A 23010-nucleotide genomic window follows, 5' to 3' on the forward strand; every position below is an offset into this window, starting at 1 on the left:
TTGATAGTACTATCTCTTTACTTAGTTGTGGATACACTTCTGCAAACAAATCATAACAGCCCCTACAACATGTTTATAATAACCCTCAAATTAATAGTTGCCATCATCGTGGGATTGTTTGGTATGTACACAACTTTTTACAACATCTATTGAAACTTCTGTTAACATGCGAGCGTAGTTCAACGGTAGAACAACAAAAGTCATACAAGGTTCTCTGCTTTCAACAAGCATCACGTAGGTCCGACTCCTGCCGCTCGCGTTGACCAAATACTGATGTCATTAAAAGCTGACTTGTTTGGGGGTGATTAATATGACATATTTTGATCCTGACGAAATACTTCAAACAAAAGAAGAAGCTTTAGATTACATGGAAGTGCATGGCATTATGACAGATGCCACCTTTCCAAAGCTTAATGATACGGGAAACACTGATAAACACATGGCTCCTGTTTACAAATATCTTAGAGAAAATGGTATGTATATACTTCACACTGGTTTCTATGATAGAACATTTAATTTTGGTGCAATATACTTTATGTTTGATGCAAATCGCTTTGATTATCAAACTGCACCAGCTGAAGTTAAGAAGATTTTGAAAATTTGGTCAAAGTTTCAATCTAATTAAACTAAAAAGCACATCCCCTCCCGCCAAGAAGTAAGATGTGCTACCAATAAAAACCAGTGGATTGCTCCGCTCTTTTTACATACATAATATTATCACAACTAAGGAGGTGATGCCTGTAAGTCCTTAAAATTCTACCCGCCTAGGTGAAATTTAAGGAGGAAATATAAATGGCAAGTATTAATAAGCGTGGTAAAAAATGGAATGCGCGTGTTTCATATTACGATGATTTAGGGAATCGTAAATTTATCAATCAAGGTGGTTTTCGAACTAAGCGTGAAGCCCAAGAATGGGCTAACCAAAATGAAATTGATGTTAGCAATGGTATAAATCCAAGATTAGGTAAGCAACTATTTACGGATTACTTTTTAAAATGGTATCAGACTTATAAGGAGCCAATTTTAGCAAAGTCCAGTCGCCTACGTTATCAGTATACACTTGGAATTGTTAATAATTATTTTGCGGGCAAACGGTTAGATGAAATAACACGCACCGATTATCAGAAGTTTCTAAACGATTATGCTAATCCTGTAGGTCGAAGCCCTCGTTCGCTTAGCAGCTCCGAAAAAGTTAACGTGCAAATTAAGTCAGCCGTCCAATATGCTATCGATGATGGCATTATTAAGCGCAATTTTACAGCGCACACTAAAATTAGTGGGCGCCCAGAAAAGCCTAAAGAAATGAAATATTTAGACGGTAAAGATGCGGAAAAGCTGACTCGCGCGCTTGAATCAGACTTAACGTTTGCTCATTTAACTAAGCTGATGGCGTTGGTTAGTTTGCAAACTGGTGCTCGTTACAGCGAAGTTGCCGGTCTAACATGGGATTGTTTCTCTTTTGATTTCAAAACTCTGAGAATCAATAAGACCTGGGATACATTACAACGAAATGGATTCGCTGATACCAAAAACGAACAGTCCAAGCGGCTAATAAAAATTACTGATCACTTAGCTGATATTTTAAAAAGTTTTCACGCTCTGCAGATTATAAAGTTAGAAGAACTAGGAATTGATAATCCACTTGATTTGATATTTATTAATCAGTATGGACGTGTACCGGACAACACAAGCGCAAATCAGACGCTTCACAGAGTTTTAAAACGTATTGGGTCTAAAGACATTACCTTTCACGGACTGCGCCATACACACGCTTCATATTTGATTTACAAAGGTGTCTCAATTTACTATATCTCTGAACGATTGGGTCATTCTAATTATTCTACAACCATCCGTGTTTACTCGCACCTTTTACGAGAAATGGAAAAAAAGGAGACGAGCAAAGCCCTTGTGGCTCTAAGTTCGATGGACGGTTTGGTGCACAAGTCGGTGCACAAATCTTACAAAAACGCCTAATGTGCACCAAAATGTGCACCAAAATATCCTTTTATACCGTTTTTCAGCGTTTTGCCAAAAACAAAAACCGCTTCATACCAACGTTTTAAGCTGATACGAAGCGGTTAGTTTGATATAAATATGACCCCACCCGGACTCGAACCGGGATCAACCGCTTAGGAGGCGGGTGCCCTATCCAGTTGTGCTATGAGGCCATTAACAATCCGTAAAATATCATCTCACGGATTGTGCATTTTGGCAATTACTGATTGCTAAAGCGATCACGATTTTTCTTGCGCATCCCTTTTTTCTTAGAATGCTTATTGTGACCTTTCTTCTTTTTAGGTGTTGCCGCAGCGGGCCGCTTCCGGCTCGTCTCCACTCGTTTAACCTCATCTGGGTGACCAGCACTCACGACCCGGTGCCGACCGTTAGCCGCGTTGCCAGCCGTTTCTGGATGGTCGAACGTTAACGGTGGAACAACTTTATCTGGTTTCGTATCAACAATATGATAATCAACCAAGTAACCCGGCTTAATTTCATAGTCGGTCGTCGCCATCAGCTTCTTAAAGTCGCGGACATCATGGTCGTCACCGAACGTCAAGACTAGTCCATCAGCACCCATGCGGCCTGTCCGACCACTCCGGTGAATATAAGTCGTGACATCTTTAGGTAGCTGATAGTTGATCACAGCTGGCAATTCAGGCACGTCTAGACCCCGAGCCGCCAAATCAGTGGTCAACAACAGCCCGACTTTGCCTTGCCGGAATAACCGCAACGCTTTTTCACGTTCAACCTGACGTTGATTACTGGTCAAGGCAACGTAACTCACGTGCTGGTGTCGTAATTCTAAGGCGACATGTTGGAGTTCCTGCATCTTATTGAAGAAAACGAGGGCCCGCATATGGTCAACACGACTAATCCGTTTCAGTAAGTCCACCCGGTGCCGATTACCCACTTGCATCGTCCGGTGCCGAACCACCCCCTGGGTCTGATCAATGGCCCGCACATCGATTTTTTCAACATGCTGACCAAACCAGCGTGGCAACTCATCTAAAATTTTAGTTTCGGTTGCTGAGAAGAAGCCTAATTGTAACGTTTCAGCAAATGTAGCGTCGAGAATTTCACGAATCTGATCCAAGGTTTCATCTGTCAGTAATTCATCGGCTTCGTCGACGATCATCATCTTCAAATGCCCAAGCTTGATCTTACCATCCGCAATCAGGTTAGTAATCCGCCCCGGCGTCCCAACAATTACTTCAGGATGCTTTTTGAGCTTTTCCATCTGCCGCTTAACGTTAGCCCCCCCCGTAATCGCGAGGACTTTGGCATCGATCAACTGGCCCCACTCGCGCACCACGTTGGTTGTTTGCATTGCGAGTTCTTGTGATGGCGCTAAGATCAGTGCCTGCGTGCCTTCTCCGACCCGCAACGCTTCGAGCATTGGCCACGTAAACGCTAGGGTCTTACCAGACCCCGTTGGTGCGAGTCCTAACACCGATTGACCAGCTGCAAGTGGCTCGGCCACTGCCGTTTGAATCGGCGACAACTCGGTGAACCCCGCCGCCGCAAATTTAGTTTTAAATACGTCTAACATAGTGCCTCATTTCTATTTATCGGTATCAGGGGCTTCACCCGTAAAATATAGGTGCCCTGACTGCCGCAAATTAAATAATAGTTTATTAACATTTCGACTAAGTTGCCGCCAAGCTAAGTATTCCGTCTGGTGATTGCTTGGGTCATTGATAACGGTTGCGAAGTCGCGCGCCTCGGCCAGCATTGGATTGGTATCGGGTTGCGCCCCAATCGCATGCTCCTGACCATCCTTATCTTGATAAGTGATTTGTCCAAGTTCAGCAGGATTATCCATCACAATAGCGTCGCGCAGACCGTTGATTTCAGATGGCAAGAACGAATTACTAGTCTTACCAACGTTCAAGGTCACCGTAAAGTCAGCGTAGCGTAAAATAGCCACACCCTTACCGTCAACGCCCGTTCGAATCAAGGTTGGGTAGTAAGCCACCTCTTCCGGCATGCCGAACCAGCCGACCGCATCGTAGGCCAGGTACACACCTAAATCCTGAAGCGCCCCACCGGCAAAGTTCAACGAGAAGATATTCGGTTCTTCACCAGCCAAGACGGCGTCATACCGTGACGAGTACTTCATGTAAGTCAACGTCGCACCCTGAACTAAGGATAACTTTTTAATCTGATCCTTGACGCGTTGGAAATTAACTTCGTGAATCTGGCGTGCTGCTTCAAATAATAGGACATCAGGGTGAGCCTTTAAAACGGCATCTAACTGTTCAAATTCTTGTTGGTTCGCCACGGCTGGCTTCTCGACGATGACGTGCTTACCATAGGCGATTGCTTGTTTAGCCTGGGCAAAATGCAGACTGTTTGGTGACGCAATGTAGACCGTATCAAAACTACCCCGACTGAAAAATGCATCTAAATCCGTAAAAGTCTCATCGGCATGATTCTTGGCGGCAAAAGCCTGCGCGGTCTCAGCATGGCGGGAATAAACACTCGTCAATTGCCATTCACCAGAGGCAGCGGCAGCATCAATAAATTGTTGCGTAATCCAATTCGTTCCGATAATTCCTAATTTTAACATCGATTTGACTCCTCTCAACGGCGCTAGTCAACCAGTCGTGATTGGTGGCGCTTACTCGTGCGTTTAGTTTATAGTTCTATTTTACCAGTTTTCGCCGTTAAGTTGGGCCATAAGGATCAAAAGTCACCCGCTATTTTGCGCATAAAAAAAGAGCCGCCACACGGGCAGCCCTTTTAAAAGCTAAGCTTATTGAGGAACAACGTTAGCAGCTTGTGGGCCACGATCGCTTGATTCTTCATCAAAGGTAACTTTTTGGCCTTCTTCTAAGGTCTTGAAACCGTCAGTTTGGATAGCTGAGAAGTGAACGAATACATCGTTGCCATCTTCACCAGTAATAAAGCCATAACCCTTATCAGCATTGAACCATTTTACAGTACCATTTTTCATGAACTAAATCCTCCTAGGATATAAAAATAAAAAGTAACTAACACATGTTATTAACACCTATAAAGAATTTACGGTAACACAATTAAATGATACTTTAAAACTTCACATAAATGCCAATCACATTATATAGATTAACACACTCACCCAGTAATTTCCAATCAGAACACAAATTAATTCAAAAAAATTAGTTACCGCCCTTCCGAAATTGATAAAATATTACGTTCATTACCCGCAGGTAACAGTGACATAAAGGCTTTAATAAGAATCCACTTATTACGTGACGTTAACGCCGTTTTAGTGGTATATTTTAACTATAGATTTATTCAGAAAGAAGGTTGATCCAGTGAAGCGGCGTGGCGCAATATTATTTGGTTTATCATTACTTGCAGGACTTTCTAGTACACTACTCCACAAACGGCACCCTAGTACGATCGCTGACGGTGACTTAGCGGTTTTCTACGCGGGAACTTGGACCTATCGTGATGAGGCTCATCACCGGGACCACACGTTGGAGATTGATCCCAACATGATGATTCGCATCGACGGGCGCTCGGTACCAGCCACCGTCGAATCCATCTCATCGAGTGCGCTCGTCTTACTTGATCAATATGGATTTCACCTTGAGGTGCGGGCTAATGAGCAACGACCTGTAACCCTCTTTGACGAAGCCGATGATCGCAGTTATGTCATCTTATCGCCAAATACCTAATGACGCTAGTGACGTCCTAAGGATTTTAATAGGTCGCCATCAAAATAAGTCGCAAGTTCAAGAAGAGTCTTGAACTTGCGACTTATTTTTAGTCAGCCTAGCAGCTAATAAGCTGTTAATTTGATTTGCGAAATAAGTTATTCAAGGATTAGGCCTTAATTTAAGCCCTGCGCCACAACTTTATTGTACGCTGTCACACTACCGTTGAATAGAATTCCAGCGAACTCTTGACGAGTCCCGTTCTGGCGGTAAACGGCGCGATCGGAATAATGCATAAACATCACTCGTCGTCCCTGTTGGTGGGTCTTCGCCGTGTCCAGCCATAAGTCAGTGTCTTTTAGTGCGGGCTTAACGATCTGCTTGGCAACTGCGGGCGTTGACCATACGACGCAGGAGCGATTATAATCCTGGGTCAACGTGGTCACTAATGCCTTAAGCTTGGCACGACTTTTTCGAACCGCAATCGTCTGGTCCGTGTAGTCACCGTAGTATTGCACTTGAATCGCAATTGGTAAATTGCCGATGCTATCCCCGACCGTTTTCTCGAAATAGGCCGCTTGGGCCGCAGCAGTCGATGAAAAACTAAACGTATGGATTACGCCAACACCTAAACTTGTGCCAACGATTCGTTCATAATTGCTTGCAAAGTTATCATCCGTATAACTAGCTCCTTGAGTAGCGTGTAAATAGACAAACTTGAGCCCATCATTTTGCAAGGCCGCAAAATCTAAATAACCGTCATTTTGTGACACAGCAACCCCACGGACATCAAACCCACTCACGACAGCGTCACTACGCCAACGTAACCAAGCCAAGCCGCCCCAAACGCTGCCAATGATTACTAATAGAACTAATAACCAGCCCAGTCGATAACGCCACCGCGCCCACCGCGTTTTTGCGTATACTGGTCGATAATGTTGCCGCTTTGTCATCTCATCAATCCTTTGCCTACAGCATTAAAGCTCCGTTCGTGTTTGACTAATGGCCTCGCGAACCCGGCCAAGACTTTCTGCCATTTCGATATTGCCATGAACAGCAGTCATCAAGAAGAGACTATCGATAATACTCATCTGGGCAATCAACGAAGTCAGCCCTTCCGAACGATAGTTAATTTCTTCTGCAACTGAAATAAAGGCAACGGTACTGTCCTTAGCCAGGGGCGAGTTACCGAAGCTAGTTAAAGCGATCACTGGCACACTTTGTGAAGTCAGGGTGGCTAGCACTTGTAGTGTTTGCTGATTACGCCCGGTATGTGAGATAACCACTGCCACGTCACTGGCATTCATCTGAGCCGCTTGCATCAGTTGCATATCATAGTCACTATTATGGGCACACGGAATACCGGTGCGCACAAACTTATGATACCCATCTAAGGCAGCGACTGCGGAGCCCCCGAGGCCATAAAAGCCAATCGAGCGAGCATTTAGCAATAATTCCACCGCCCGCTTGAGATCTGCTTCCGTCATTACCTGACTTGTCTGATCTAGCGAACTACGAATACTATTGAATGTTGATTCCGCAATTCCTTTGAAAGTCGTTTGTTTTTCGACATCTTGAAAAGCTTCCGCATTAGTTTGTTCAATCGGTTCGGCCGCCGTTAGTTCACGTGAGAAGTCACGGAAGCTACTAAAACTAATCCGTTTGACAAACCGTGAAACCGTGGCCGTTGAAACGCCAACCGCGGCAGCCAAGTCTGAAATCGACTGAGCCGCCGTTTTAATTGGGTCGGCAATAATATAGTCAGCAATCTTGCGGTCCGTCACACTTAAATTCGGATAATAAGACCGAATTAAAGTCAGGACCCGATTGCGATGTACTGGTGATTGTGTGGACATTTCGGCCACCTCCATGACCAAATTTTACCACAATTCTTAATAACACCCTAAACTTCCTCACAGGTGCCACCGTCACAAACTCTTGAACACTGTCCAGTCCACAACGACTGAACCTCGTTGCCGCTCATTCGACAGTCCCCGTCGATACTAAGCCCTTACGAGTCTGTTTCGGCTTATCCAACATGTAAGTTCTAATCAACGTGACAATTTGCGCATTTTGAGGTAAATCGGAGTGCTGGGCATTCGTACCAGTAACCGTAATCTCTGTAAAATGCTTGACTTGCCCTTGATAGATATACTTGCCAGCCTCGACACTCCGCGCTGGAACAAGACCGTCTGAATCATAGTTTTCGGTACCTGCGACCGAATACATTGTCGCTGACTTAGGCAATCGATCGCGGTACTTAATAAAGTCAGCTAACATTTGTGTCTTATGATTCAAATTAGCTTCTGAGAAATTGTAAGGTGAGCCAATGGTCATAATTCGTTTGACCTTAATATCGTCGCGATTAAAATAGTGTTCAAAGTAGTACGTATAAATCAGACCACCATTCGAGTGACCAATTGCTTTGAAATTATTGAATTGATACTTGGCAGCCAACTTCTTAAAGGCCAGTGAGAACCAACGGGCCTGATGCTTAATATTATCATAGCCGTCACGATTATTTTGAAAGCCAACGACGATGATTGGCTCGTTATCACGGGCACGCAACGACCCCGTCATTTTAATCGTATCATCCGTCATCACGGTCAGCTTAATTAAACTATGCCGACGATGATCAGCCTTATTAAGTTGCTTGACTAAGGTGTCAAACCGATTCTGAGTCGCACTACTGCCGGGAATCATAATAATTGGTGACATCTGCGAATCATGGCGTCCTGCCATCGCAGCCACGTTGGTTTTCGTCCACTGGTATGAGGGCTGAATCAAAAAGCCCAGAAACAGTAAGCCTAATACAAGCACTAACAGACTTCGCCGCCGTCGCTGCCAATTAGGTCGATTATACATGCTTAGCACCCCCCACCTGTGCTTGCGCCGCCTGCACAATGGTTTCCGCCAACCGCATGAACGGCAAATAGATCACCACTGATAGTGCCAAATCAACGATACCAAGTAAAAGTGCCACCACGTTACCGTTAGTGCCGATAAAGGCAATCAACGGTCCCGGCGTACCCACGGGAACCGGATAAACCACGGGTGGAATCCAATGAAACCCAATTGCCAGCGCCGCCAGTCCCATATTTACGACAGGCGCAAGCACAAATGGTATTAGATAGATTGGATTATATAGAACTGGTAAGCCTGTCAGTAGCGGTCCATTACTATTAAAGAGCGCAGGTAATAGACTCCACCGCGCGACTACGTGGTAGTTATGATTGTTGCTACCGATATAAATGGCAATCACTAAGGCCAGCAACATCCCCGTTCCGCCAAACGTCCCAAATGCGTGATACAACGTGTTGGCCGTATACGGATACGGCACGTGATACGCCGAGTGATGTGTGAGTGCATAATTCAAATTGGCCGTCATTGTCGCACTGTTGGTCACCAAGCGTTCTTGGTACGGACCAGCTAGTCCAAGAATTTCTAACAACAGCGTCACAACTGCCATGCCAAAGGTCAGCCACAGACTGTGACTAGTCGTTGCGTACTTTTGAAATGCCGACCAACTTTCAGCAGAGTACGTAATAATCATCAGCCAGTTCAAAGCGAGGCTCACTAGCACGGCCAATACTAGTATTAAGGCCATTGGAAGTAGTGAACTGAAAGTCCGTGTCAAGATATCGGCCGTATGCGGACTACTTTGTGCCGGAACCGGCTTGCTGAACCATTTGAAAAACAGGCCGGTCAAGCCACCCACAATCAATGCGCCCGTTAGACCGTTAGTCCCGATCAATAAAGTGTTAAAAATACCAATTTGGTTTTGATTCGTATACTGATAAGCCACGATCAATAACGCAATCGCGGCGGTCAATCCCGCTAATTGGTCATCGCGCTGATTGAGTTTGGCATGGTATTTTGCTGCACCAAACGCTGCCACTACGGCCACACCGTTGAGCGTCAAGGTTGTTAAACTATCAAACGGATAGTGTAAGTAACGGTAATACGGGACCCATTTTGACAGGTGAAAAATACTGGCAATAAACCCCGTTTTCGTCAACACGGTCAGCTGAATAATCTGACTGAACGTCCCGATCAAAATGAATGGGAACGTCAACATCAAGGTCCGTTGAATAATCCGATAAAAGTTAGTTTGCCGAAACCGCAACAATCGCGGCACTAACCGTTGAATTAACCGTTGTTCATCAAGCCACACAATACTGCCCCCATTCCAGTAATCTACTGAACTTCATTATAAGCCGTTTTAGACGCTACTGCCTATTAAAATCTGTTATAAATTTACATGCTATGCTGGTATCAATCATGCTTATATCGGATTGTTAATTTAATCTGATTGGTCAGCAACGGTGCGGCTTATACTGAGACGGGAGCGTGGCGACCCGATCACACCAAAAAAGGCCACGCCGCAATTGCAGCGTGGCCCCGTGACCTGAATTTGATTGATTATCGCCAATTGATCTTACTGAGAACGCGTTTTCCTAAGCCATTTTGCAGAACAATGAACACCGGATACGCACTGATCATCAGTGGTAGGTAAATCACAGCTAACGACCAATCTAATAGATTAACCAATGAGAAAATTCGGCCGGCAAACAAAAAGACTAGGACGAACAGTGTTGCCATTAACACGACTAACCCAATTTTGAACCGGTTCAACGGCCGGGCTGCAATCAATAACGCATTTAAACTAAAGATCCCGGTCATCAACACACTCAATGTCGCGGTCGTTTCGAAATTCAGCTGGAACTTATTACCTAACACCATGATGACCATGATATAGCCGACCACGCAGATCGCCGCGGGAACGGCAATCTCCATCACCTGTTTCATAAAGCGCCCGGTAATTCGCGTATAATCAGGCTGTAACGCCAAGAAAAAGGTTGGAATACCAACCATCAACGATGAAATCGGTGTTAATTGGATGGGCTCAAACGGGTAGCTGTGGCTCATGAAGATAAAAATCAACGTCAGAGCGACCGAATACATCGTCTTAATCAAGTAGAGCGCGGCGACCCGTTCAATATTATTGATAACGCGGCGACCCTCGTTCAGCACTTGCACCATCGCATCAAAGTTCGAATCGATTAAGACAAAATCAGCCAAACTCTTCGTGGCTTCACTCCCACTCGCCATCGCGATACTACAATCCGCCTGTTTCAGCGCCAACAAATCATTAACGCCGTCACCAGTCATCGCTACGGTATGGCCGTTGCGCTGATAGGCTTTAATTAGTTGCTCTTTTTGTTGCGGCGTCACTCGACCGAACACCGTATAATTAGTCACTAGCTGATCATAGTCGGGGGTAGTCCCCACTTGACTCATATCAACCAGCCGATCAGCGTCTTTGATTTCAGCCCGTTGTGCAATACTAGCGACCGTCACCGGATTATCACCAGAAATAACTTTTAGGGCGACGTCTTGATTAGCAAAAAAACCAAACGTCGTCTTAGCGTGTGGCCGCAACTCATCCGTGATCAGAATTAATCCCAAAGTCATCGGTCGAGTCGGTTTGGGCGTCGTTAAGGCGGCCACTTCGGCTAACACTAATACCCGATAACCTTGTTGCGCGAGCGTTTTGATGCGAGACTGTAACTCGCCGGGTACCGTGGTAAAAATAAATTCCGGTGCGCCCATAACGTAAGCGTGACCATCAAACGCAGCCCCACTCCACTTACGACTTGAAGAAAAGGGAAGAACTTCTGTCGCTTGCACTGGCGGCTGACCAAAAGCAGTCTTGATGGCCCGGGCCGTTTCATTATCATCATCAATGGCAGTGACTAACGCAGCTAACCGGTGCTCCACTGCTGTCAAATCATGCTGGTTCCACGGCTCAACGCGTTCAAAAACTAACTTGCCACTAGTAATCGTTCCAGTCTTGTCGAGGCACAACGTATCGACCCGGGCCAGTGCTTCAATGGCGGGTAGCTCCCGCACCAATACCTGGTGCCGGCCTAAAGTGAACGCCCCAGCAGCTAAAGCGACTGACGTTAACAGCACCAGTCCTTCCGGAATCATCCCGACCATCGCGGCCACCGTCCCGAGGATGGCCCGGTTCTGACTTTCACCCCGCATCATAGTGGAAATGAACAGTCCAGCACCTAGTGGAATAATCGTAAAAGTCAAAATTTTGATAATTCGATTGATAATCGTTAACAGTTGACTTGGCGTCCGCCGTTTTTGCTTAGCTGCTCGCGCCATCTGCTTGATAAAACTGCCGTGACCAACCTGCGTTGCCTGCACGATTCCGTGACCACCAAGGATGACACTCCCAGAAACCAGATCATCACCCGGCCCCTTAATAACCGGATCAGCCTCACCAGTAATCTGCGACTCATCGACCTCTAATCCAGCGGTCGCCCGCACGAGCCCATCCACAGGAATCTGCTCGCCACGGGTCACTAATAGTAAATCATCCTGAACGATTTCGTCCTGACCAATCGCCACCGTTTGACCGTCACGGCGGACTTGAACCTTAGTGGCCGATAATAATGCCAGCTTATCGACCTGACGCTTGGCACGAATCTCCTGAAAAATACCGATGGCCGTGTTGACGATGACCACGAATAAGAACAGCATGTTCTTATAGCTTCCCGTCAAAAAGACTAATCCGGCTAACAAAACATTGATACAGTTAAAAAGTGTTAGCAAATTATCACGAAAAATCTGTTTAACAGACCGCGTTAAGGGCGGTAACGGCTCATTCTTTAGACCCGCTGTCAGGCGCTGGTCAACTTGCTTAGTCGTTAACCCGTGTTCAATTGCTGATAAATAACGTTCCGACATGGTGGGCCCCCTTAAAATTAACTTTAACCTTATTGTAAACGATTTTTTAAGCCTGGGGCCAAAATAACGCCCTAATTTAGCGTTTACCATGCAGAATTAAGATTTTCATTACGATTGATCATAAAATTACTTCAATAAATCATTATTGATTTTGATTTCAGCCTTAGCAAAGATTATTGTATTACGCCCCATTTACTGCTAAATATTGGCGAATTTAACCTATAAAAAAAACGGCTATCTGCTAAGATAGCCGCACTGAATCTTAAATTATTTTTTCGTTTTATCAGCAGGTAAGTGTGTCTGGTCAATCGCTAACTGCATAACCTTCGTGAACCGTTCATCAAGTTCAGTCCCCTGCATCTTAAAGAAGCCGCCAATCTCTTGAATAATGAATCCGAACAACGTGGAACGGTACAAGGTATTCTCCACCCGCGCCGAATCATCCAATTGTAATGGTTTAAACATATCTTGGTATAACTGCACAATTGCTTTACGAGACCGTGGGATTCTTAGGTTATCATTTAAGTCAAGTAATAACGGTGCCAACCCCCGATGCTGGTTGCAGGCCGCCCGGAATTCTTGAGCAAATGCCATCAAAGCCTCATCACCGTCAACGTCTGAGATTGTTTCAGTTAAACGATCCGCAACATTTTGAACAAATTGGAGGCCAACCTGATCTAATAAATCACTCAAGCTATCAACATAATTATAAATCGATTGCGGCCGCACATCCAAAACTAACGCTAAATCCCGAATTGTTAATCCGTTAATTCCCTTGCTTTCAATTAACTGATTAGCTGTTGCTAATACTTTTGCCTGTGTCAGTGTTCTTCTCTTTACCATCATGCTCCCCCATTTATCGGTTTATTTCGTTTATCATTATAACCCAAACTGGTCAAAAACCGAGATGAAATACATACTTTTATCAAAAGTAATACAATTGATGGCTTTTGTGGGTGTTTTTTGACCAATAAATACAATTATTTAATTTAATACGCTAAATTTGACTCAAACAGCTCCAGTGAACTAGTTTACAGCAATTACAGCGCATTATTTATTAAATTATTTAAAGCAATAATTATAATTATCAATAAACTGTTTTATTAGCCGATTCTAAATGATCTGTCTATTAAAATCGGACGAATTCAAATCAATATCAGCGCTTAAAAACGGTTATTTTGTGCTTCTAATTCAAAGTTAGCCCTCAAGCTGAGTAAAAAAGTGTGTTGGTTACCCGACAAATAATCAGGCATCCAACACACTTTTCATAATTTCATTAATAATCCAGTTTTAAAATGCTTATTGTTCGCGTTCTAACACCGTTACCGATTCAATATGTGGTGTTTGTGGGAACTGGTCCACGGGTTGGACCGGGGCACTAATATGGTAGCCGTATTCTGCAAACCGTTGGACGTCTCGAACTAAGGTTGATGGGTTACAACTAATGTAAACCACCCGTTTAGGCGCCATTTCACCGGCACTCTTGATAAAGTCGGCGTCCAAGCCCTTACGTGGCGGATCAACGACGATCACGTCCGGCTTAACGCCATCTGCTTGCCATTTAGCCATGGCTTTTTCAGCGCTATCCAAAACAAAGGTCGCGTTCGTAATACCATTCTTATCCGCATTCTGCCGTGCGTTATCGATGGCTGCTGGCACGATTTCAACACCATACACTTGCTTGGCATGTTGGGCCATCGTTAACGAAATCGTTCCGATACCGGAATAAGCATCGATCACCGTCTCATTACCCGTCAAACCAGCTTGATCAATGGCTAACTGATAAAGCTTTTCGGTCTGTTGTGGGTTCACTTGATAGAAGGACTGGGCTGAAATAGCGAATGTCAGGCCCAGTAACTGATCATCGATAGTGGCCTTACCAGCTAACACGTTGTTAACTGGCCCTAAGATCACGTTAGTCTTCTTAGAATTAACGTTTTGAATCACACTGACAACTTCAGGTAATGCTGCTTGAATCTCTTGTGTGACCACGTCAGCCATTGGTAAGTGTTTCGTTCGCGTCACAATAACAACCATCATCTCATGACTGTAATACCCACGCCGTACCATGATCGTCCGAATCGTCCCACTATGATGGAATTCATCGTAGGCTGCCTCGTGATATTTCCGTAAAATGTCGCGAACTACCACGATAGCCTTATCAATTGCAGGATCTTGAATATAATAATCTTCAATTGGCATCAATTGATGACTGTTCTTCTTGTAAAAACCAGTCGTTAGTTGTCCTTGGACTTGTCGTACGGGTACTTGGGCCTTGTTCCGATACTGCGTCGGGTTGACCATACCAATTGTTGGTAAGACTTCGACATCATCCATGTGGACCTTTGCAAATAATTCGGCCACCTGGTGCTGTTTAAACTTCAATTGTTCACTGTATTCCAAGTGTTGTAGTGGTGCAATCCCGGTTTGACGATAAACGCGCCCTTTAGGATTAACCCGGTGAGGACTCACTTGGTTAATCTTTTCCACATCACCAAACGCAAAGTTCTTCGTCGTCTTCGTGACCTTGACCGTAATTTTTTCTTCTGGCAATGCATTTTCGATAAAGATTGGGTAATTATCGACTTTAGCAACACCCATACCCTGATAGGTTAAATCCATGATAGTGACGTCTAAAACTTCACCCTTGTGCACTGGTAAATTAACTTTCATTTGTTTCCTCTTGCTTTCTTTGTTAGTGACTTATTATTTTTTAGTTACTGCCTGGTAGCCACTGCTCCGGGCAGCGAGTGATATGGTCATTAATACTGCCACACTTGGCAGTGTCGTTAACATTTACTGATTAAACATGCTATTCAAATTGCTTACCATGAGTGTCAAAACGCGCGAATTTGAGCTGTCTCATGCTTTGCACCACTGACAAATCATTGCTAAATCGACAAACGATTAAATCGTTAGGCAATGCTCAGTCAGGTCCCTGTGATGGTAACACTTTTAAAAAAATTACCGTCCACCATTGTATCGGTAAACGGTAATTTAAGCAAGTTATTCTGTTTTTTCGTCGTCCTCAGTTGCAGCTGGCAACTGATCAACGGCTGAGACAAAGTGTCGCTCAGCGTCTTCCAACTCTGGATCCGTATCCGTGATTGCCTCATCGGGGATCCGATCCGTATCGGCAAACATTTCGATATGTTGCTTCAAATTCCGGAACGTCATCGGTGCATCACCACCGTACTCCCCATCCAAGTTGATCATTAAGCGATCCTTGTCAGCTGGTTTGGCGACGACCTTGCTCGTCTTCACATAAATAATGCTTGGATCATTGATATGCTTGCCACCATTGAGCACTAATGTCATTAAGTGAAGCATTTTGGCAAGGTTGCTCGTCTTCACAATAATCATGGTAAATTTACCATCATCTAATGACGCGTCCGGCACTAACTGCTCAAAGCCACCAACTGAATTAGTCAGCGCTAAGAAAAACATCGAAGCCTTGCCCTGATAATGACCACCATCATATTTCAAATCCATCTCAACTGGTTTTACTCGTGGTAATAACTCAGCACCCTTGGCTAAGTATGCCGCGTACCCAAAAATCGACTTCAATTGTGATGGTACGTCATAGGTCAGCTCCGTTAACATGCCCCCAGCCGCAATGTTAATGAAATACTGTTCACCAGCCTGACCGATATCCATCTTAACCGTCTGGTTCTTTAGGACTACCTTGGCCGCCGCAACCGGATCATTGCGCGGAATCCGCAGTGCCCGGGCATAATCGTTGGTCGTACCCGCCGGAATAATAGCCATCTTAGGTCGCCGCTTTAACCCGGCTAACCCGTTTACTACTTGATTGATGGTCCCATCACCACCAGCTGCTACAATCAGTTCAAACCCGTCCTTGGCACAACGTCGCGCTTCATCAGCCGCCGAATTAGGGGCGGGCGTCGTTGCGAACGCACTGGTCTCATAACCAGCTTGTTCAAAGATACCAAGAATTTCAACTAAATCGTGGGCCAATGCCTCACGTCCAGAAGTCGGGTTATAAATAAGTCGTGCCCGTTTACGCATGTTTCCTATTCCTCCGCTCACACGGTCAAGCGTTCAGCGTCTCATCCCTACCCCAACGCTGGACATGCATCAATCGAGGCTCAACACCTTATCGACCAACGCTTCTACCGTGCTTTTAATGATGTCATTAATAGTTGGTTGACGACTTTCGGGTTAGCTTGACCACGTGTCTTCTTCATGATTTGACCCACGAGGAACCCAACGGCCCGGTCTTTCCCGTTCTTAAAGTCATCAATTGATTGTTGATTATTATCCAATACGTCGTCAACGATTGGTTGTAACTTCGCCGGATCAGACAATTGGACTAAGCCCTTGTCGTTGACCCATTGGACAGGTTCTGATCCCGCCATAATGGCCTTAAAGACCTTCTTAGCAATCTTACTTGAGATGGTTTCATCTGAAATCATCTTGATCATCCCAGCTAAGTTAGTTGGCGTTAAGTCAGTCGCTAACAAATCAACTTTATGCTCGTTCAAGTACGCGTTAACGTCCCCTTGCAAGTAGTTTGAAGCTAATTTAGGATCCGCACCTTCAGCAACGGTTGCATCAAAGAAGTCAGACATTTCCTTAGTTTGGGTCAACACACCCGCATCATAAGCAGTTAAACCAAATTCATTGATGTAACGTTCACGCCGCGAACCAGGCATTTCTGGAATGGTCTTCTTAACGGATGCAATCCAGTCATCATCGATATCGACTGCTGGAATATCAGGTTCTGGGAAGTAACGGTAATCATCGCTACCTTCCTTGACCCGCATCAAGATCGTTTGGCCCGTTGTTTCATCAAAACGCCGCGTTTCTTGTTGGATCTTGCCACCCGCCATGAGAACTTGTTGTTGGCGTTGCTCTTCATATTCTAACGACTTGCGCACGTAGTTGAAGGAGTTCAAGTTCTTCATTTCGGTCTTCACACCATACTTGTCGGAACCGGCCGGCCGAATTGAAATGTTAACATCGACCCGCATTGAACCTTCTTCCATCTTAACGTCCGAAACGCCCGTAAATTGGATCCGTTGCCGCAACGCTTCACAGTAAGCATAAGCTTCTTCTGGGGAGGCAATGTCAGGCTTAGAAACAATTTCAATTAGCGGCGTCCCTTGCCGGTTCAAATCGACATAGGAATAGTCGTTTTCATGGGTGTTTTTCCCGGCATCTTCTTCAATATGCATCTCTTCGATACCGATTTTTTTCTTTTTACCATCAACTTCGATTTCAATCCAACCATCATGCGCAATTGGTTTTTCATGTTGCGTAATTTGGTAGGCCTTCGGGTTATCCGGGTAAAAATAGTTCTTCCGGTCAAAGTACGTGTGATGTTCGATTTCAGCATGTAAAGCCGTTGCTGCTTTAATCCCAGCTTCGACCACGCCCTTGTTAGGCGTTGGCAATACCCCCGGATACCCCCAGTCGATCACGTTCGTGTTGGCATTTGGTTCGGAACCAAATTGCACGGGTGAAGGACTAAATATTTTTGAGTTCGTTTTTAATTCAACGTGGACTTCCAAACCAATCGTGGTTACAAAATTCATTAGTTAGCACCTCCGACTTTCGGGGTTTGCTTGTAAACTTGCGTTGCTTGTTCAAAGGCATAGCCCGCTCGATACATTGTGCTTTCATCAAACGCCTTACCAATTAATTGCAAGCCAACTGGTAACCCGTCTGCAAACCCAGCTGGTACTGACATTCCTGGTAACCCAGCCAAGTTGACTGGAATCGTCAAGACATCGTTCATATACATCGTAATTGGATCAGATAATTCGTCACCCAACTTAAAGGCCGGTGTTGGTGCAACTGGTCCCATAATCAAATCGTAATCTTCAAAGACCTTATTAAAGTCATTGATAATCATCGTCCGAACTTGACCAGCTTTGTGGAAGTACGCATCGTAATAACCAGCTGACAAGGAGAAGGTCCCTAACATAATCCGGCGCTTAACTTCATCACCGAAGCCCTCGGAACGACTACGGACATAGACATCTTCCAAATTCTTAACATCGTCAGCCCGGAAACCATAACGAATCCCGTCAAACCGTTGTAAGTTTGAAGAAGCTTCTGAAGACGCAATGATGTAATAAGCAGCCACACCGTAGCGACTGTTTGGTAAGGAGACTTCTTCAACCGTAGCACCTAAGTCTTCAAACTGCTTGACTGCTTGTTGAATGACTTCACGAACTTTAGGATCGATCCCGTCGCCCATGTATTCTTTTGGTAACCCAATCTTCATACCCTTGATATCACCCGTCAAACCAGCCGTAAAGTCTGGTACAGTTTGTTTGGATGACGTGGTATCATGCACATCGTTACCTGCAATCATATTCAAAGCGGCCGCGTTATCCTTGACTGTCCGTGTCATTGGGCCAATTTGATCTAATGAAGATCCAAAGGCAATCAGCCCCCAGCGTGAGACCCGACCGTACGTTGGTTTCATACCGACAATTCCGTTAAATGATGATGGTTGCCGAATCGAACCACCCGTATCAGAACCGAATGCAACTGGCACTTGTCCAGAAGCCACTGCGACAGCTGAGCCACCTGAAGACCCACCGGGCACCCGGCTGATGTCCCAAGGATTACGAGTGACATGGAACGCCGACGTTTCAGTTGACCCTCCCATGGCAAATTCATCCATGTTGGTCTTACCAACGATCAACGCGTTGCTTGCTAATAGTTTGTCAACCACCGTGGCATTATAGACCGGCACGAAGTTTTCCAACATTTTAGAAGCCGCCGTCGTCGTTAGGCCCTTCGTCACAATATTATCCTTGACTGCCATCGGAATCCCAGCAAAAAAGTTGTTCGCGTCGATGCCATTCTGATCCAAAGCAGCCGCCTGTTGTAAGGCCTGTTCTTCATTTAAATTCAAGAACGCCCCTAGCTTAGGGTCAACCTGATTCATATTCGCAAAAGTGGCCTTCGCTAGTTCCGTGGCACTGATCTTCTTGGCTACCAAGTCAGCGTGTAGACTAGTTAGATCTTGGTCGAAATAAGTCATTATTCACCGTCCCCACTTTCATCAATAATTGCTGGCACTTTGATCAAGCCATTGGCCGTTTCTGGGGCATTCTTCAGCAATGCTTCCCGGAGTGCTTCATCACTCTTAACTGCCACGTCTTCACGTAGCGTATTCGTATGATCACTCATCCGTGACGTAACGGGTACACCCGTGGTATCAACTGTGCTTAATTCTTCGAACATGCCGATAATTTTTTCTAGTTGCGGTGTGAACATCGCTAATTGGTCTGGTGTAAACTCCAATTTGGCTAAGCTCGCCACGTGTTGCACTTGTTCGGCATTAATTCGTTCTTCAGCCATCAGATTTCCTTCTTTCTCAAATCTTACTCAATATTATTGTTTAATCGTCGCCCTGGTCACTAAAGACATGGGTGTAATACGAACTACCCTTCGCCGTTCTGGCTAAGAAGCTTTGAATGTCACCATTGGCACTCTTAACCGTAATTTCAACCGGTACACCAGATGGCAAGTACCGTTTAGCAGCCGTTGCTAAGTACTGCGTGAAACTGATGATTTCCGTTTCGCTGTAGAACTTAGTCGTGATGTTGACACTTAATTTACTCAACGATTTGTCCTTGTAATGAGCATTCGCCGTTACGCCAGACAAGTTCGGGAAGAAATTCTGCACGTGGGACTTAAACTGACTAAAGTCCGACTCATCATTACTATTCGCACCTGAGTTCTTTGACTCAGAGGTCGCTGGGAAGACATAATTCTTCCAATTCAACGACGTCCAGTTTGAGATCGAAGTGGAGCCGTTCTTAGAGACCGCGTAGGCAATCATGTCGCCCCCAACTAAACTATCATTCGAAGACTGCTTATAGAGTGCCAAGACAATCGGCACATTCTTCAAAGCTGAGCGTTGCCGCAACCGTTGTAAGACAGTATTCGCCATCTTCTTACCTTGCGCCGTTAACTCAGTCGTTGAGATGTCCGTTTCGTATGTTGCCCCATATTCGACCTTAGTATAATAATCGACCGAGTTCATTCCCAAGCCAATCGTGACCCCGCCAAGCGATAACTTACTACCATTTTGAACCATATAATCTTGTTCTTCAAGCTGTTGTAAGTAAATCGGATTCCGAGTATTCGGATCCTTCTTACCGTTATTCTCTGGGTTCAAGCCCTCCGAATTGCTGCTTGATTTCCGTCCGAGCCAATTTTCAACTGTCGATGAGCTCAAATACTGCCCTTCTTGAAAGACATACTTACTCGTTGGAAAGACCTTTTTAGACACGTCCAATAAGCCACTTTCGAAGCTCTTCAAATTCATGACGTTATCATTTTGCGAAACGACCACGCCTCGCGACTTACTCGTCCGATAACGGCCATTTTTGATGACGCCTTGATAGAACTCACTATCAGCAGTTCCAGTGGTGGTCGTTGTTTTCGTTCCGGTCGTTGTGGTGCTACTACTAGTCGACCCAAAGGACGAATTCTTTAAATTACCGCAGGCGGCTAGAACAATGGCAGCTACTGCCACTAAGCCAATCGTGCGTATGCGTTTAACATTCACGCTTGTGCATCCTCCCTCATTGTTTCGCTGAACCGGGCTTCATCCCATACAGTAATGTCCAGCTGCTGTGCTTTTTGCAACTTGCTTCCGGCATCGCTACCTGCAATCACGAGATCCGTCTTTTTAGAGACGCTTCCCGTAACCGTGGCGCCGTGAGCTTGTAGCCATTGAGTCGCATCTGGCCTCGTAAAGCTTTCCAGCTTACCAGTTAACACGACCCGCTTGCCTGCAAACCAACTGTTACTATCTTCTGCCACGGTGGCACTAGGGCCTTGATAAGTGGTATTCACGTTGACTGCTTGCAATTCGCGGATGAGTGTATGAACTTCGTCGCTCTCAAAATATTGAACCACTGCGTTCGCAATCACATCGCCCATCGAATCGATCGCCGCAATCTCTTCTTGGCTAGCTGCCATCAACGCCTCAATCGTCCCAAAATGCTGCGCGATTAACCGCGCCACTTTAGCACCAACGTGCCGAATACCAAGACCGAACAATAACCGTTCAAGTGAATTATCACGGCTACGGTCAATTGCTGTCAAGAGCTTTTCAGCAGATTTATCTTTTATTTTATCTAATGTTAACAGTTGTGCCTTAGTTAATCGGTACAAACCAGCAACGTCACTAACCAGCCGATTTGCATAGAGTTGCGCAATGATTCGTGGTCCCAAGCCATCGATATTCATGGCATTGCGAGAGGCAAAATGAACCAGCCCTTCTTGGACTTGTGCTGGACATTTCGGGTTAATACACCGTAAAGCCACTTCGTCTTCCAAATGAACCAGCGGCGCCCCACAAGACGGACACGTGGTTGGAATAACTAATGGTTGCGCATCCTTGGGTCGTTTGGCTAAATCAACCGATGAAATTTCCGGAATAATATCGCCAGCCTTGTGTAGCAAGACCGTATCACCGATGCGGACATCTTTGGCCGCCACGTAATCGGGATTGTGTAACGAAGCCCGCGCAACCGTCGTCCCAGCTAGTTGAACGGGTTCCATAACCGCAGTTGGCGTAACGACTCCTGTACGGCCAACGGTCCATTCAACATCCTTTAAAAGGGTCGGCTGCTCATCAGGTGGAAACTTAAAGGCAATCGCCCATCGTGGCACCTTGACTGTCGCTCCTAGTGAGCGTTGCAGCGGTAACGGGTTAGCTTTGATCACGATGCCATCAATGCCATATGCTAATTCTGGCCGTTCATTTTGATAATGGTCAATGTAACTAAAGACATCGGCCATCGAATGGGCCACCTTAAAGTCAGGATTGATGGCAAAACCAAGATCTGCGAACTCCGTTAACATGTCACTCTGCGTACGGGCGGTTAACGGTTCGTAGTCGGCAATGTTATACATAAACGTGCTGAGCTGTCGTTCCGCCACGACTCGTGAATCTAGCTGCCGTAACGTACCGGCCGCAGCATTGCGTGGATTCGCAAAGACTGGTTCTCCCGCTGCTTCTCGGCGTTCATTCAAGGCAGCAAACGCTGCCTTAGGCATATAACATTCCCCACGTACATCGATCGTCAGTGGTCGGGTCAACCGTTGTGGAATCGACTTGATTGTCTTAATATTAGCCGTAATATCTTCGCCAACCGTACCGTTACCCCGCGTGGACCCTTGAACGAGCACCCCATCTTCGTAACGTAACGACAGCGCTAAACCATCAATTTTCAACTCACAATTATAATCGACTGGATGACCAACGTTTTGTTCCAAGCGATCAACAAACTCTTGTAACTCAGCTTGTGAAAAGACGTCGCCCAATGACAACATCGGAATCTCATGGGTCACTTTATCAAAGCCTGCTTTAACCGTTCCACCAACTAATTGCGTCGGTGAATCCGGTGTAACGAGCTGTGGAAAAGTTTGTTCGAGTTCGACCAACCGTTCATACTTTTGATCATACACACTATCTTCAACGTTCGGCGCATCTTCGTCATAGTACTGCCGACGCCATTCATTTAACGTTTGCCGTAAAGCAGCCGCTTCATCAGCCGCCTGCTCAACCGTCATTGTGTTGGGTTTGTCCGCCATCAGCCAGTCC

The 23010-nt window shown here is 45.4% G+C and carries 19 protein-coding genes and 2 tRNA genes; 4 read left to right on the top strand and 17 right to left on the bottom strand.

What is annotated here, in order from left to right; translation table 11 throughout:
- Positions 1-168: 168 nt before the first annotated feature.
- From E5260_RS10665 to E5260_RS10675, 3 genes are all read left to right on the top strand, one after another.
- Positions 169-259: transfer RNA gene (locus E5260_RS10665), tRNA-OTHER, on the top strand.
- Between the two features lie 51 nt (positions 260-310).
- On the top strand, positions 311-625 hold the full coding sequence (locus tag E5260_RS10670; protein WP_003641356.1) for a hypothetical protein: 315 nt from the start codon (positions 311-313) through the stop codon (positions 623-625).
- Positions 626-792: 167 nt separating this feature from the next.
- Entirely contained in the window at positions 793-1974 is a 1182-nt protein-coding gene (locus E5260_RS10675) for a site-specific integrase (RefSeq protein ID WP_003641355.1), read from the top strand.
- A 121-nt stretch (positions 1975-2095) separates the two neighbouring features.
- Here the strand turns inward: E5260_RS10675 and E5260_RS10680 are convergent.
- The 4 genes from E5260_RS10680 to E5260_RS10695 all read right to left on the bottom strand — a co-directional run bounded on the left by E5260_RS10680 (position 2096) and on the right by E5260_RS10695 (position 4957).
- Positions 2096-2168, bottom strand: a tRNA-Arg gene (locus E5260_RS10680).
- A gap of 47 nt (positions 2169-2215) precedes the next feature.
- Positions 2216-3550, bottom strand: coding sequence for a DEAD/DEAH box helicase (locus E5260_RS10685; RefSeq protein WP_003641354.1), 1335 nt, complete (start codon positions 3548-3550; stop codon positions 2216-2218).
- 12 nt (positions 3551-3562) lie between these two features.
- Positions 3563-4570: a Gfo/Idh/MocA family protein gene (locus E5260_RS10690; protein WP_003641353.1), complete on the bottom strand. Its 1008-nt coding sequence runs from the start codon at positions 4568-4570 to the stop codon at positions 3563-3565.
- A gap of 186 nt (positions 4571-4756) precedes the next feature.
- Positions 4757-4957 carry a cold-shock protein gene (locus tag E5260_RS10695; RefSeq protein ID WP_003638174.1) on the bottom strand — a complete coding sequence of 67 codons (201 nt, stop codon included), beginning with the start codon at positions 4955-4957 and terminating at the stop codon, positions 4757-4759.
- A gap of 343 nt (positions 4958-5300) precedes the next feature.
- Between E5260_RS10695 and E5260_RS10700 the strand changes: the two genes are divergently transcribed.
- Positions 5301-5666, top strand: a complete 366-nt coding sequence (locus tag E5260_RS10700; RefSeq protein WP_003641352.1) for a DUF4828 domain-containing protein — start codon at positions 5301-5303, stop codon at positions 5664-5666.
- Positions 5667-5821: 155 nt separating this feature from the next.
- Here the strand turns inward: E5260_RS10700 and E5260_RS10705 are convergent, their stop codons facing one another.
- From E5260_RS10705 to ligA, 13 genes are all read right to left on the bottom strand, one after another.
- Positions 5822-6598, bottom strand: coding sequence for a GH25 family lysozyme (locus tag E5260_RS10705; protein ID WP_003641351.1), 777 nt, complete (start codon positions 6596-6598; stop codon positions 5822-5824).
- Positions 6599-6622: 24 nt separating this feature from the next.
- Positions 6623-7501 carry a MurR/RpiR family transcriptional regulator gene (locus E5260_RS10710; RefSeq protein WP_003644133.1) on the bottom strand — a complete coding sequence of 293 codons (879 nt, stop codon included), beginning with the start codon at positions 7499-7501 and terminating at the stop codon, positions 6623-6625.
- Positions 7502-7625: 124 nt separating this feature from the next.
- Positions 7626-8510: an alpha/beta hydrolase gene (locus E5260_RS10715; RefSeq protein ID WP_003641349.1), complete on the bottom strand. Its 885-nt coding sequence runs from the start codon at positions 8508-8510 to the stop codon at positions 7626-7628.
- Entirely contained in the window at positions 8503-9819 is a 1317-nt protein-coding gene (locus E5260_RS10720; RefSeq protein ID WP_003641348.1) for a PTS transporter subunit EIIC, read from the bottom strand. Before E5260_RS10720 ends, E5260_RS10715 begins: the two co-directional genes overlap by 8 nt.
- Positions 9820-10067: 248 nt before the next feature.
- Positions 10068-12407: a cation-translocating P-type ATPase gene (locus tag E5260_RS10725; protein WP_024971402.1), complete on the bottom strand. Its 2340-nt coding sequence runs from the start codon at positions 12405-12407 to the stop codon at positions 10068-10070.
- Positions 12408-12674: 267 nt separating this feature from the next.
- The gene (locus E5260_RS10730; RefSeq protein WP_003641346.1) at positions 12675-13253 is read right to left on the bottom strand and encodes a TetR/AcrR family transcriptional regulator; all 579 of its coding nucleotides are present in this window, start codon (positions 13251-13253) and stop codon (positions 12675-12677) included.
- A gap of 453 nt (positions 13254-13706) precedes the next feature.
- Positions 13707-15080 carry a 23S rRNA (uracil(1939)-C(5))-methyltransferase RlmD gene (gene rlmD / locus E5260_RS10735; RefSeq protein ID WP_003641345.1) on the bottom strand — a complete coding sequence of 458 codons (1374 nt, stop codon included), beginning with the start codon at positions 15078-15080 and terminating at the stop codon, positions 13707-13709.
- A gap of 333 nt (positions 15081-15413) precedes the next feature.
- Entirely contained in the window at positions 15414-16436 is a 1023-nt protein-coding gene (locus tag E5260_RS10740) for a diacylglycerol kinase (protein ID WP_003641344.1), read from the bottom strand.
- Positions 16437-16540: 104 nt separating this feature from the next.
- The gene (gene gatB / locus E5260_RS10745) at positions 16541-17965 is read right to left on the bottom strand and encodes an Asp-tRNA(Asn)/Glu-tRNA(Gln) amidotransferase subunit GatB (RefSeq protein WP_003641343.1); all 1425 of its coding nucleotides are present in this window, start codon (positions 17963-17965) and stop codon (positions 16541-16543) included.
- Positions 17965-19428 carry an Asp-tRNA(Asn)/Glu-tRNA(Gln) amidotransferase subunit GatA gene (gene gatA, locus E5260_RS10750; protein ID WP_003641342.1) on the bottom strand — a complete coding sequence of 488 codons (1464 nt, stop codon included), beginning with the start codon at positions 19426-19428 and terminating at the stop codon, positions 17965-17967. The genes gatB and gatA overlap by 1 nt, the downstream gene beginning before the upstream one ends.
- Positions 19428-19748: an Asp-tRNA(Asn)/Glu-tRNA(Gln) amidotransferase subunit GatC gene (gene gatC / locus E5260_RS10755; RefSeq protein ID WP_003641341.1), complete on the bottom strand. Its 321-nt coding sequence runs from the start codon at positions 19746-19748 to the stop codon at positions 19428-19430. Before gatC ends, gatA begins: the two co-directional genes overlap by 1 nt.
- A gap of 40 nt (positions 19749-19788) precedes the next feature.
- Positions 19789-20964, bottom strand: a complete 1176-nt coding sequence (locus E5260_RS10760) for a CamS family sex pheromone protein (RefSeq protein ID WP_003641340.1) — start codon at positions 20962-20964, stop codon at positions 19789-19791.
- Positions 20961-23000 carry an NAD-dependent DNA ligase LigA gene (ligA, locus tag E5260_RS10765; protein WP_003641339.1) on the bottom strand — a complete coding sequence of 680 codons (2040 nt, stop codon included), beginning with the start codon at positions 22998-23000 and terminating at the stop codon, positions 20961-20963. The genes E5260_RS10760 and ligA overlap by 4 nt, the downstream gene beginning before the upstream one ends.
- Between the last annotated feature and the right edge of the window lie 10 nt (positions 23001-23010).

It is taken from the genome of Lactiplantibacillus plantarum, assembly GCF_014131735.1.
GTDB lineage: Bacteria > Bacillota > Bacilli > Lactobacillales > Lactobacillaceae > Lactiplantibacillus > Lactiplantibacillus plantarum.